General features: G+C 65.5%; 12 protein-coding genes. 3 read left to right on the top strand and 9 right to left on the bottom strand.

The features are described 5' to 3' along the window. Positions 1-22: 22 nt before the first annotated feature. Positions 23-1108 (bottom strand): redox-regulated ATPase YchF, encoded by a 1086-nt coding sequence (gene ychF, locus QRN53_RS13085; RefSeq protein ID WP_285244274.1) that lies wholly within the window; start codon positions 1106-1108, stop codon positions 23-25. Positions 1109-1198: 90 nt separating this feature from the next. On the opposite strand from ychF, the gene QRN53_RS13080 reads away from it, so the two are divergent. Continuing rightward, entirely contained in the window at positions 1199-2425 is a 1227-nt protein-coding gene (locus tag QRN53_RS13080; RefSeq protein ID WP_285244273.1) for a DNA recombination protein RmuC, read from the top strand. Between the two features lie 122 nt (positions 2426-2547). Here QRN53_RS13080 and QRN53_RS13075 read toward each other — a convergent pair whose 3' ends face one another. Both QRN53_RS13075 and QRN53_RS13070 read right to left on the bottom strand, forming a co-directional pair. Further along, positions 2548-3627 carry a 4-hydroxy-3-methylbut-2-enyl diphosphate reductase gene (locus QRN53_RS13075; RefSeq protein ID WP_285244272.1) on the bottom strand — a complete coding sequence of 360 codons (1080 nt, stop codon included), beginning with the start codon at positions 3625-3627 and terminating at the stop codon, positions 2548-2550. Positions 3628-3636: 9 nt separating this feature from the next. Continuing rightward, positions 3637-4488, bottom strand: a complete 852-nt coding sequence (locus QRN53_RS13070) for a hypothetical protein (RefSeq protein ID WP_285244271.1) — start codon at positions 4486-4488, stop codon at positions 3637-3639. Between the two features lie 162 nt (positions 4489-4650). Here QRN53_RS13070 and xseA point away from each other — a divergent pair, with 162 nt between their 5' ends. Both xseA and QRN53_RS13060 read left to right on the top strand, forming a co-directional pair. Beyond that, the gene (gene xseA, locus QRN53_RS13065) at positions 4651-5985 is read left to right on the top strand and encodes an exodeoxyribonuclease VII large subunit (protein ID WP_285244270.1); all 1335 of its coding nucleotides are present in this window, start codon (positions 4651-4653) and stop codon (positions 5983-5985) included. Then, positions 5982-6218 (top strand): exodeoxyribonuclease VII small subunit, encoded by a 237-nt coding sequence (locus tag QRN53_RS13060; protein WP_285244269.1) that lies wholly within the window; start codon positions 5982-5984, stop codon positions 6216-6218. The genes xseA and QRN53_RS13060 overlap by 4 nt, the downstream gene beginning before the upstream one ends. Before the next feature lie 35 nt (positions 6219-6253). On the opposite strand, the gene QRN53_RS13055 is transcribed toward QRN53_RS13060, so the two are convergent. The 6 genes from QRN53_RS13055 to QRN53_RS13030 all read right to left on the bottom strand — a co-directional run bounded on the left by QRN53_RS13055 (position 6254) and on the right by QRN53_RS13030 (position 12053). Then, on the bottom strand, positions 6254-7108 hold the full coding sequence (locus tag QRN53_RS13055; RefSeq protein WP_285244268.1) for a polyphosphate kinase 2 family protein: 855 nt from the start codon (positions 7106-7108) through the stop codon (positions 6254-6256). 51 nt (positions 7109-7159) lie between these two features. Continuing rightward, positions 7160-8380, bottom strand: coding sequence for a pyridoxal phosphate-dependent aminotransferase (locus tag QRN53_RS13050; protein WP_285244267.1), 1221 nt, complete (start codon positions 8378-8380; stop codon positions 7160-7162). Between the two features lie 145 nt (positions 8381-8525). Continuing rightward, the gene (locus QRN53_RS13045; protein WP_285244266.1) at positions 8526-9488 is read right to left on the bottom strand and encodes an ABC transporter substrate-binding protein; all 963 of its coding nucleotides are present in this window, start codon (positions 9486-9488) and stop codon (positions 8526-8528) included. Next, positions 9485-10231 carry an ABC transporter permease gene (locus QRN53_RS13040; protein WP_285244265.1) on the bottom strand — a complete coding sequence of 249 codons (747 nt, stop codon included), beginning with the start codon at positions 10229-10231 and terminating at the stop codon, positions 9485-9487. Before QRN53_RS13040 ends, QRN53_RS13045 begins: the two co-directional genes overlap by 4 nt. Continuing rightward, entirely contained in the window at positions 10228-10953 is a 726-nt protein-coding gene (locus QRN53_RS13035) for an ABC transporter permease (protein ID WP_285244264.1), read from the bottom strand. Before QRN53_RS13035 ends, QRN53_RS13040 begins: the two co-directional genes overlap by 4 nt. Continuing rightward, positions 10953-12053: an ABC transporter ATP-binding protein gene (locus QRN53_RS13030; RefSeq protein WP_285244263.1), complete on the bottom strand. Its 1101-nt coding sequence runs from the start codon at positions 12051-12053 to the stop codon at positions 10953-10955. Before QRN53_RS13030 ends, QRN53_RS13035 begins: the two co-directional genes overlap by 1 nt. Positions 12054-12274 lie beyond the last annotated feature (221 nt).

Here is a 12274-nt window from a genome sequence, read left to right as displayed (position 1 = left end):
CCTCTGGTCTCCGGGCCTGGAACTAGACGTTGAAGCGGAACTCCACCACGTCGCCGTCGGCCATGACGTATTCCTTGCCTTCGATGCGGACCTTGCCGCGGGACTTTGCCTCGGCCATGGAACCTGCTTCAACGAGGTCGTTGAAGGACACCACCTCGGCCTTGATGAACCCGCGCTGGAAGTCGGAGTGGATGACACCGGCAGCCTGCGGCGCGGTATCGCCCTGCCTGATGGTCCAGGCCCGGGTTTCTTTCGGCCCGGCGGTGAGGTACGTCTGGAGCCCCAGGGTATGGAAGCCAACCCGGGCCAGTTGGTCCAGGCCGGATTCGTCCTGGCCGTTCATCTCGAGCATTTCGCGGGCTTCTTCCTCGTCCAGTTCAACGAGGTCCGATTCCAGCTTCGCGTCGAGGAAGATGCAGTCTGCCGGGGCCACCAGGTCGCGCAACTCCGCCTGCTTCTCGGGGCTGCCGAGGATTCCCTCGTCCGCATTGAAGACGTAGATGAAAGGCTTGGCTGTCAGCAGGCCGAGCTCCTTCAGGTGCTCCATCTCGAGCTTGTCGCTCTTGATCGAGGAAAAGATTGTGTCGCCGCGTTCCAGTACCGCCTGGGCGGCCTTGACGGCGGCCAGTTCGGCGGCCTCGCGCTTCTTGATCTTGACTTCTTTTTCGATCCGCGGTACGGCTTTTTCGATCGTCTGCAGGTCCGCGAGGATCAGCTCGGTGTTGATCGTCTCCATGTCGGAACGGGGGTCCACCTTGCCGTCGACGTGGATGACGTCGGGATCATCAAACACGCGGACTACCTGGGCGATGGCCTCAGCCTCACGGATGTTGGCCAGGAACTGGTTGCCCAACCCTTCGCCTTCCGAGGCGCCCTTGACGATGCCGGCGATATCAACGAAGGACACGGCGGCGGGAAGCACGCGCTGGGATCCGAAGATGGCAGCCAGCTTCTCCAGCCGCGGGTCCGGCAGGTTGACCACGCCGACGTTGGGCTCGATCGTGGCGAACGGGTAGTTCGCCGCGAGCACCTGGTTGCGGGTCAGTGCGTTGAAAAGGGTTGATTTGCCGACGTTGGGCAGTCCGACGATGCCAATAGTAAGAGCCACGAGCATTGATTCTACCCGCCGGGCCACTGCGGCCAGTACCCGGGGATGTCACTGGCCGTGATTGTCAGAGCCCCGTGCAACAGTGAACCCATGGATGCTTTTGCCTTGATTTTGGCCTTTCTGATGTTGCTGCTGGGCGCACTCGCCGGTGCCGCTGCCACGTACGTCCTGCTGCGCAGGAACTCACGCGGACTGGAGGCGGACTTTGACGGAGTCTCGTCCCGGCTTTCCGAGGTGACCGCCCAGCTGGCAGCGGCCGACGCCGAGCGGCGGCTTTTGGCTGCCCAGAACCGTGAGCTGGGTGAGGCGCGGACACAGGACGGCAGCGTGCTGCGCGCCTTGGCACCGGTGGCCGAAAAACTCTCCGCGGTCCAGCAGCAGGTGGGGCTCCTGGAACGGGACCGGGTGGAACAGTACGGCCAGCTGGCACAGCAACTGCAGGAAGCCAGGCTGTCCGACGAACAGCTGATCCGCTCCACGCACGCCCTGGAATCGGCTTTGCGGTCAAACAGCGCCAGGGGCCAATGGGGCGAGGTACAGCTTCGGCGGGTCGTGGAGGCCGCGGGGATGCTCCGCCACGTGGACTTCGTGGAGCAGGTCCACAGTGCGGGCCACGACTCTTCCGTCCGCCCCGATCTGGTGGTGCAGCTGCCGGGCGGGAAACAACTGGTGGTGGACGCCAAAGTGCCGCTGTCGTCCTACCTGGAGGCACAGGATCTCGGTGTGGCGGATCCCCGCACAGCCCTGCCGTCCGGGGCACGGTCCGGGAATGAGGCCCGCAGCCAAGCCTTGTTGGCGGCGCACGCCAAGGCCTTAAGGGCACATGTGGATGCCTTGGGCACCAAGAAGTACTGGGACATTCCGGGAAACTCCCCGGAGCTGGTGGTCTGCTTTATTCCGGCAGAATCCATCCTTGCGGCGGCGCTCACGGCAGACGCCGGCCTCCTGGACCATGCGTTGTCGCGCAATGTGGTCCTTGCCTCGCCCAGTACCCTGCTCGCGGTGCTGAAGTCCGTGGCGTTCACTTGGCGCCAGGATGTCCTGACGGACAACGCCCGCGAACTGTTCGAGCTCGCGCGGCAGCTGTACGAACGGATGGGGACGCTGGGCGAGAACGTCGGGAAACTCGGATCGTCCCTGAAGTCGTCGGTGGACCGCTACAACGCCATGGTGGGCACCCTGGAAGCCCGGATCCTGCCCACGGCCCGGAAACTCAACACTTTGGAAGACTCAGGCCTCGTCACGCCGGCCCTGGTGGAGGCAACACCGCGCGCGCTGGTGGCCCCCGAACTCCAGGGCGACGACGAAGCGGCCTGAGGACTGTCCCTGGATGCAGGAAGGGCCGGCCAGTTCAGTGATTTGAACTGGCCGGCCCTTCCTTTTCACGCTTGCTTGTTGCTGTCCCGCCTACTGGGACAAGTCCCCAGCTGCGGTGGCGGTCAGCTGCGGCTCCGGCGGCCACCCAGGGCGCGGCTGACGTCGCCGGCTTCCTTCAGGGTTGCGCGGAGCTCTTTGGGCAGGGAAAACAGCAGGTCCTCCTCGGCAGTAACCACTTCTTCCACCGCTCCGTAGCCGTAGTCGGCCAGCAGCCGCAGCACGTCCTGCACCAGGACCTCCGGCACAGAGGCGCCCGAGGTGACGCCCACGGTGGCCACGCCTTCAAACCAGGCTTCGTCAACCTCGTTCGCGAAGTCCACCCGGTACGAGGCCTTGGCGCCGTATTCCAGCGCTACCTCCACCAGCCGGACCGAGTTTGAAGAGTTGGCCGAACCCACCACGATCACCAGGTCCGCTTTTGGCGCGATCTTCTTGATGGCCACCTGACGGTTGGTGGTGGCGTAGCAGATGTCGTCGCTGGGCGGGTCCTGCAGGGTGGGGAACCGGTCTTTGAGCAGCCGGACCGTTTCCATGGTTTCGTCGACGCTGAGGGTGGTCTGGGACAGCCAGATGACCTTCTCCGGATCGCGGACGGTCACCTTGTCCACTTCGTGGGGTCCATTGATGATCTGGATGTGGTCCGGCGCTTCGCCGGAGGTGCCTTCCACTTCCTCGTGGCCGTCGTGGCCGATCAGGAGGATGTCGAAGTCGTCCTTGGCGAAGCGGACGGCTTCCTTGTGCACCTTGGTGACCAGGGGGCAGGTGGCATCGATGGTGCGCAGTCCGCGGTTCTCAGCGGATTCGACGACGGCAGGTGACACGCCATGGGCCGAGAAGATGACCAGCGCGCCCTCCGGCACTTCGTCAGTCTCGTCAACGAAGATGGCGCCCTTTTCCTCGAGCGAGCTGACCACGTGGACGTTGTGGACGATCTGCTTGCGGACGTACACGGGCGGCCCGTAGTGTTCCAGCGCCTTCTCGACGGCAATCACTGCCCGGTCAACACCGGCGCAGTAGCCGCGCGGCGCGGCCAGCAGCACCTTTTTGGTTCCGTTCACGGGGGCCGCCGCCGCCACTTCCTGGGGCGAGCGGCGCCGGCGCGGAACAGTTGGCATCGAAAGGGGTACAGCCGAGGTGGTCATCCCTCCATGCTACCGGCTGGCCCGCACCCGTTTCCGGGACGCGAACAACGTCACAATCCCCGCTGCCGCCAGGACGCCGCCTGTCACGGCCGTGGCTGCGATCCAGGATTGGAAGTCTGCCGCCGCTGCGCCCACGAATTCGTCGCGGAACATGTTGGCCACCGCGTTGCCGGTGTCCGTGGCCCAGGCGCGGGCCGATCCCAGCTGCAGTCCGAGCGACCAGAGTCCGGCGAGGGCCAGGCCGCCAAGTCCTGCAACGAACAGCACGGTCCAGCGGCGGCGGGCCGCCACGAGTGCCAAGAGGAACGCAATGCCGGAACCGATGGCAGCGATGTAGCCCATCGGCGCGTAGGTGGCCAGCCGCTCCGCCCACTCGCGCTGAGCGGGCTGGCCGACGTTGATCAGCGTTTGGTCCGGCGGGTTGAGGGGAAGCCGGGTGGCGCGGGAGATTTCCTCCGAACCGAGGGCAACCAACGGGGTCACGTCAAGGGTCAGCGAGGACGCCGGGGCGTTGCCGGAGGACTCCCCCGCGGGGCTTGCGAAGTTCAGGCGGTGGCTCCTGCGGAGGGTTTCCTCCCATGCTGCGGGGTAGCCGGGGAGCTGGGTCAGTGACTCCGCGGCCTTCTCCAGGACCGAGTCGACCAGCCCCGACAGGGCGCCGGGGACCGAGCCGGTATCGATCGTTCCCACGGCCGCGCCCGCGAGTTTCTTCTGGAACTCCGCGTTCTTGCCGAGGGGCGCCGCAAGCCGGACGAATCCGTCTTCCTGGATGATGTTCCGGTCCACCCACATGGCGGGTACGGCAACGGATGCCAGGAGGATGCCCAGCACGGTGGCAAGGGCGGAGATGAAAGTGCGCACAGCAGGTCCTTCGGGGGTTGGGGGCCTCACTCCATCCTAGGCAGGCCTGAGCGGCAGTCCCTGTCAGCCCCGGGTGCTACACCTTATGGATAAGGTTGATTGACCGCCCTCAACAGTTGAAGGACACCATGCCCGCAGCACCAGCCCCGCAACGGCGTCCGCATGCCTGACCAGGCGTCCCTTCCGGATAATGCGCCCACCACGTTGCCGGCCACGGCAGCGGAGACCAGCCCGGATAATCCCTGGCCGCTGCAGCTGTTGTCGCAGAAGCTGAAGGCGCATATCGACCGGACCCCCTCGGCGTGGGTGGAAGGCCAGGTCATCGAGCTGAACCGCCGCGGCACCAACGCATACATCACCCTTCGAGACGTTGATGCGGAAGTATCGCTGCCTGCTTCCGTCTGGACGAAAGTGCTGGAGCGGCAGAACCTGCCGCTGGAGCGCGGCTCACGGGTGGTGGCACTGCTGAAGCCCGAGTTCTGGATGAAGACCGGCCGGTTGAACATGCTGGTGCGCGATATCCGGCCCGTCGGCCTGGGAGATCTTCTGGCCAGGATCGAACGGCTGCGCCAGGCCCTCGCGGCGGAGGGCCTGTTCGCCGACTCCCGGAAGAAGCCGCTGCCGTTGCTCCCTCATCGAATCGGGCTGATCACCGGCCGCGACTCGGACGCGAAGAAAGACATCCTGCGCAATGCAGCATTGCGGTGGCCGGCCGTGGAGTTTGAGATCCGCGAAGTGGCTGTACAGGGCAATACTGCCGTGTCCCAAGTGGTCCGCGCCCTGCGTGAACTGGACGGGCTGCCGGAGGTTGACGTCATTGTCATTGCGCGGGGCGGTGGGGCCTTGGAGGACCTCCTGCCGTTCAACAGCGAGGACCTGGTCCGGGCTGTGGCTGCGGCGGCCACCCCTGTGGTCAGTGCGATCGGACATGAGGCCGACCGTCCGTTGCTGGACTACGTTGCCGATCTTCGGGCCTCCACCCCTACGGACGCCGCCAAGCGGATCGTACCGGAAGTCTCCGAAGAGCTGGCAGGCGTCCGCCAGGCACGGGAGCAGCTGCGACGCTGCATGGAACGGCTGGTGGACCGCGAGTCGGACCGCCTTGCGGCGCTCCACTCACGGCCAGTCATGGCAGCACCCGAGGGCATGGTTTCCGTCCGCGCCGAGGAAATGGAGCGGCTGCTGCGGCGCTCTTCGGCAGCCGTGAATTCCACTGTGGTCCGCGCTGCGGACCAGCTGGAGCACCTGAAGGCCCAAGTACGCGCGCTGTCCCCGCAGAAGACGCTCGACCGGGGGTACGCCGTCGTCGAACTGGCAGGTGACCAGAGCGCCCGGATTGCAGCATCCGGGCACGCCGTTGTCCGCCGACCGGCCGAGGCCCCGGCGGGCACCGCTTTGTCCGTCCGGGTGGCGGAGGGCCGTTTTGGCGCCACGTCCACCGGGGTGCTGCAACCAGGTAACCCAGACCATCACCAGGGATTGGAAGAGAAGGCATGACCGAACAAAAACCGGAGGCAGACGTCGCAGGTCTGAGCTACGAGGAGGCCCGGGAGCAGCTCATCGCCGTGGTGGGCAGGCTGGAGGCAGGCGGGGCGAGCCTTGAGGAATCCCTGGCGTTATGGGAACGCGGTGAGGCACTGGCGGCACGCTGCGAGGAATGGCTGGAGGGCGCCCGCAAGAGGTTGGCCGCCGCCCCGGGCTCTAAGGCGGGTATTGACCCCGGGCGTTGACCCCGAGACGGCTCCCGGGGCCAGGCCGGGACAGGTCAGGACCGGGCTACCAGTTCCCGTTCAATGTCCACGTCGAACTCGGCGTTGGGCCACGCCAGGCGAACATCGGACAATGCCGCCATCACCAACTGCTGCACGGCGATCCGGGCGTACCACTTCTTGTTGGCCGGAACCACGTACCAGGGGGCCGCGGCGGTGCTGGTTTGGTCAAAGGCAGCCTGGTAGGCCGCCATGTAGTCGTCCCAGAAGGCCCGCTCCTTCAGGTCGCCGCTGCTGTATTTCCAGTGCTTGGCAGGATTGTCCAGGCGTGCCAACAGGCGGGATTTCTGCTCATCCCTGCTGATGTTGAGCATCACTTTGACGATCCTGGTGCCGGCGTCGGTCTGGCGTGCTTCGAATTCGTTGATGGCCCGGTAGCGTCGGGTGATTTCGTCCGGCGTCGCCCAATTGTGGACCCGGTGGATGAGGACGTCTTCGTAGTGGGAGCGGTCGAAGATCCCCACCATTCCGGCTGCCGGCACCTCCTTCTCGATGCGCCAGAGGAAATCGTAGGACTTCTCCTGCTCAGTGGGGGCCTTGAATGCCTTGAACTGCACGCCTTGGGGGTCCATGGTGGCCATGACGTGGTTGACGATGCCGCCTTTGCCGGCGGTATCCATGGCCTGCAGGACCAGGAGGATCCGCTTCTTCCCGCCGAACCGTGACTCTGCGAAGAGCTTCTCCTGCATCTCCGTGAGCTTGCCGTCCAGGTCAGCCAGGAGCGCTTCGCCGTCAGCTTTGTTGCCGCTGTACCCCGGAGTGGCGTCGGGGTCCACCGCGGCCAGGGAAAATCCTTTGCCAACGAGCAGGGTCTCAGAGGGGTGCTGTTCGAAACCGACAATGCTGGCCACGGGGGTCCTTCCACGGGAGGGTCACGGACGGGGCTCGCCCGTGACCACAGGCTAGTTCCCCTGGTACCGGCTTAGGAAGTCCCCCATCCGGCCGATGGCTTCCTCAATGTCCTTGACGTTCGGCAGGGTGACCATGCGGAAGTGGTCCGGCCGCACCCAGTTGAACGCACGGCCGTGCGAGACCAGGATCTTCTGGTCCCGCAGGAGGTCAAGGACAAACTTCTCGTCGTCCCTGATGTGGTAGACCTCCGGGTCAAGACGGGGGAACAGGTACAGGGCGCCCCGGGCCTGCTGCGTGCTGACGCCGGGAATGGCGTTCAGCATGTCATAGGCCTTGTTGCGCTGCTCCAGCAAGCGGCCGCCAGGAAGGATGAGGTCGGTGATGCTCTGGTAGCCGCCGAGGGCCGTCTGGATGGCGTGCTGGGCCGGGACGTTGGCGCACAGGCGCATGTTGGCCAGGAGGTTGATGCCTTCGAGGTAGTCGGCGGCATCCTTCTTTGGCCCGGAGATGGCCATCCAGCCGGCCCGGTAGCCGCACACCCTGTAAGCCTTGGAAAGGCCACTGAAGGTCAGGCAGAGGACGTCGTCGCCGGTGAGCTTGGCGAGGTTCACGTGGACGGCGTCCTCGTAGAGGATCTTCTCGTAGATCTCATCGGCAAAAATCACCAGCCCGTGCTTCTCGGCCAGCTCCACGATGCGTTTGAGTGTGGCTTCGGGGTAGACGGCCCCGGTGGGGTTGTTGGGGTTGATGACAACGATTCCCTTGGTGTGGGGCGTGATCTTCGCTTCCATGTCCTCAAGGTCCGGCTGCCAGCCGCTTTCCTCATCGCACAGGTAGTGGACCGGCTTGCCGCCGGCGAGCGCCACGGATGCTGTCCAGAGCGGGTAGTCCGGTGTGGGGATGAGGACCTCGTCACCGGAATCGAGCAACGCCATCAGGGACATGGTGATGAGCTCGCTGACACCGTTGCCCAGGTAGATGTCGTCGACGTGGATGTTCTGGATGCCGCGGGTCTGGTAGTACTGCGACACTGCGGTGCGTGCGGAGAAGATGCCGCGGGAGTCACTGTAGCCCTGGGCGTGTGGCAGGTGCCGGATCATGTCCACGAGGATGGCGTCGGGCGCCTCGAATCCGAACGGAGCGGGGTTGCCGATGTTCAGCTTGAGGATCCGGTGGCCCTCCGCTTCCATTTGCTGGGCGGCCTGCAGGATGGGTCCACGGATGTCATACAGGACGTTGTTGAGCTTTGTGGACTGCCTGAATTCTGCCATCCCTCAAATATGCCACAGGAAGGATGCATCTCCGTTGAGACCTCCGCCACACGTGCGACGGCGGCTGCCGGACGTTTGGAAGTCCGGCAGCCGCCGTCGTGATCAACTGTTGATCCGTGGCCCGCGCAGGCGGGAAATGGACCTGTTACTTGACGATCCCCTTGTCCTTGAGCCAGGCGGCTGCTGCCGTCTTGGCGTCCTGCTTCTGGCTGCCGCTGACAGCCCGGTTGAGGTTGATGAGGTCATCGGTGGTGAGGATACTGGACACGGAGTTCAGGGCCTGCTTGGCCTTGTCCGTCATCTTCGCCTTGTTGTACAGCGGCAGGACCTGCTGGGCGATGAAATTGTTCTTCGGATCGTCCAGGACCACCAGGTCGTTGTCGGCGATGGAAGGCGTGGTGGTGTAAATGTCCGCCACCTGTACCTGGTCCTGCAGGAGCGCCTTGAGGGTCACGGGGCCGCCGCCGTCGCTGAAGGGCTCCAGCTTCTTGGGCACGCAGTTGTAGTTCTTCTTCAGGCCCGGCAGGCCGTAGGCGCGCTCACCGAACGTGGCGGGGGCGCCTACCACGATGTCGCTGCAAACCTTGGCCAGGTCCTCGATGGACTTCAGCTGGTACTTCTCAGCGGTCGCCTTGGTGACCACCATGGCGTCCTTGTCCTCTGCCTTGGACGCATCCAGCACGGCCAGGCCGTCCGGGAGCTTGCCCGGGAGGGCCTTGGCGATGTCGCCGGCGGAAACCTCGGTGGCGTCCTTGTTGACGTACAGCAGCAGGTTGCCGCTGTAGTCCGGCACCACGTCCACCGAACCATCCTGGACGGCCTTGAAGTAGACCTCGCGGGAGCCGATGTTCGGTTTGGTAGTGGCGGTGATTCCATTCGCGTTCAGAGCGCCGGCATACAGTTCGGCGACGATTTGGCTCTCCGGGAAATCGGCGGAGCCCACCACCAGTGACGTTGCCTCACCGGAGGCGCCGCCGCTGGAGGCCGGTGCGTTGCTCAGCGGATTGGACGAGCCACCGCAGGCGGACAGCGCCACGGCCAGGCCAAGCCCGGCGGCCAGTCCGCCGAAGGCCCGCCTGCCGAGGCGTGGGGGACGGCTATCTTTCATGACTTACCTCCTTGTACAACAGTCTCCGCAACCACGGGGTCTGTGAGATCAACCGCAGCCTCCTGGCTGCGGTGGGACTGCGTCGAGGCGCCTGTTGCCAGGAACAGCCTCTGGAATAGGGACAGGACCAGGTCCGCGGCGATGGCCAGCAAGGCAATGAGCAGCGAACCGCCCAGCATCTGGGGAAAGTCGCTGAGGGCCAGGCCGTCGAAGAGGTAGCGGCCCAGGCCGCCGAGGTTGGTGTAGGCCACCACGGAGACGGTGGCGATCACCTGCAGCACGCCGGTCCGGAAACCGCCGAACATGACCGTCAGGGCGTTGGGCAGCTCAGCCCGGAACAGAACCTGCAGTTCGGTCATGCCCACGGCACGGGCGGCGTCCACCACATTCCGGTCCACGCTGGAAATACCGGCGTAGGTCCCGGCCAGGAGCGGTGGAACGGTGAGGATCACGAGGGCCCAGATCGGGGGCATCAGTCCAATGCCGGCGAGCAGCACGAACAGGATCAGCAGGCCCAGGGTGGGCAGGGCGCGCAGTGCACCCGCCAAGGCCACCACAGCCACCCTCCCCCTCCCGGTGTGGCCCACAAACAATCCGACAGGCACGGCAATCGCGGTGGCGATCAGCATGACCAGACCGGTGTACTGCAGGTGCTCCCCCAGCCGGGTGGGAATGCCCATGCTCCCGGCCCAGTGCGTTGGATCGGCCAGCCAGGCAAAAGTATCGGAGACGACGTTGCTCATGCTGCCCCTCCCGTGCCGCTTGCGGCGAGGGATCCTGCAGCGGCGGGCGCGGGGGCCGTGCCGGCGGCGTCCTCTCGTTCACGCCGTTTTCCCGTCCGTTCCCAGGGCGTGAGGATGCGTTCCAGCACGACGAGGAGGGCGTCCATCAGCAACGCCAGGACCAGGATGGCGATAATCCCCACCACCACCTCGGTGACGAAGTCGCGCTGGAGCCCGTCGGTGAAGAGCATGCCCAGGTTGCCCACGCCAAGGAGGGCCGCCACACTGACCAGCGAGATGTTACTGACCGATACCACACGCAGCCCGGCGAACAGGACCGGCAGGGACAGCGGGAGGTCCACCTGCAGGAACCGTGCCAACGGTTTGAATCCCATGGCCTGGGCGGCCTGGCTGACGTCGGCGTCGACGGAATCGAAGGCATCCAGGGCTGCACGGACCAGCAGGGCGACAGCGTAGATAGTCAGCGCCACCACCACGTTCAGTGGATCCAGGATGCGGGTGCCCAGGACGGTGGGGAGGATGATGAACAGGGCCAGCGAGGGGATGGTGTACAGGAGGGACGACGCCGTCAGCACCACGGAGCGCAGGGCACCATTCCGGCGGGCCAGTTGGGCGAGCGGGATGGAAATCACCAGGCCCAGGACCATGGGAACGAGCGCAAGCACCAGGTGCTGGCCGCCGCGCTCGAAGACCATTCCGCTGTTGGCCAGGAACCACTCCATCAGAGTGCCGCCTGCCGCAGCTGCCGCGCTTCCTCGATCAATGCCAGGACCTCGCCGCCGCGGACTACCCCCAGTACCCGGCCCTCGGGGTCAACGGCAACGCCAAGGCCCGACGGCGATGACAGGGCGGCGTCCAAGGCCCGCCGCAGGCTCTCCCCGGGACGGAACAGGGACCCGCCGGGAACAAGTTCAGTTTCGGTGCCGGGCGCCGACCAGCCCAGCGGCCGCTTGTCCGCATCCACCACGAGCTGCCAGCCCGCGGCGGCGCTGTGGTCCGACACGTTCCCGCCGGCGCCGCGGATGATCGTGGGCACCGGGTGCAGGACCACGCCGTCGGACGGTGTGAACCCGAGGTGGCGGAAGCCGCGGTCGCGCCCCACGAAGGAGGCGACGAAATTGTTGGCGGGCGCCCGCAGGATCTCCTCGGGCGTGGCGTACTGGGCCAGTTTGCCGCCGGTGGCAAAGACAGCCACCTTGTCCCCCAGGATGGTGGCTTCGTCAATATCGTGGGTGACGAAGACGATGGTCTTGGCGAGGTCCTTCTGCAGGCGCAGCAGCTCCTGCTGGAGTTCGTCACGGACAACGGGGTCCACGGCGCTGAACGGCTCGTCCATAAGCAGCACGGGCGGGTCTGCTGCGAGGGCGCGGGCCACGCCGACGCGCTGCTGCTGGCCGCCGGAGAGCTGGGAGGGGTAGCGCCTGCCGAGGGAGGATGCCAGGCCCACCACGTCCAGGAGTTCCTCGGCGCGTTTGCGGGCATCAGCCCTGGAGACACCGTTCAGCCGGGGCACGGTGGCGATGTTGTCCAGCACCGAGCGGTGCGGCAGGAGTCCCGCGGACTGCATGACGTAGCCCATGGAGCGGCGCAGTTCCGCGGCAGGCACGGAGGTGACGTCCTTGCCGTCCACCGTGATGGTTCCGGAGGTTGGTTCCACCATTCGGTTGATCATCCGCAGGGACGTTGTCTTTCCGCAGCCGGAGGGACCGACGAAGACGGTTATGGTGCCCTTGGCGATGGACATGGACAACCCGTCCACGGCAGGCTGGCCGCCAGGGTACTGCTTGGTAACGCTCTGGAATTCGATCATCGCCTGGTCCATGGTGCGGACTTACCTGTTCTCTCGGACGGGCTGATCCCAGCACCGCGACATTGCCATCAGCACGCTGATAGTTACGGTAACCCAATCAGGGGCCGGCTTCACCAGATCTGGCCCCAAACCCCGCAAAGGAATCCCTACTGTGACCATTCGGTGCCCCTGCCGGCGCGGATGGGTGCCCGGCGGGGAAACGTACATATCCGGCCGGACGGAGCCCGCCTAAA

It is taken from the genome of Pseudarthrobacter sp. fls2-241-R2A-127 (genome assembly GCF_030209355.1).
GTDB lineage: Bacteria > Actinomycetota > Actinomycetes > Actinomycetales > Micrococcaceae > Arthrobacter.
The sequence above is the reverse complement of the archived record's forward strand: the minus strand, read 5'-3'. Positions and strand labels throughout refer to the sequence as shown.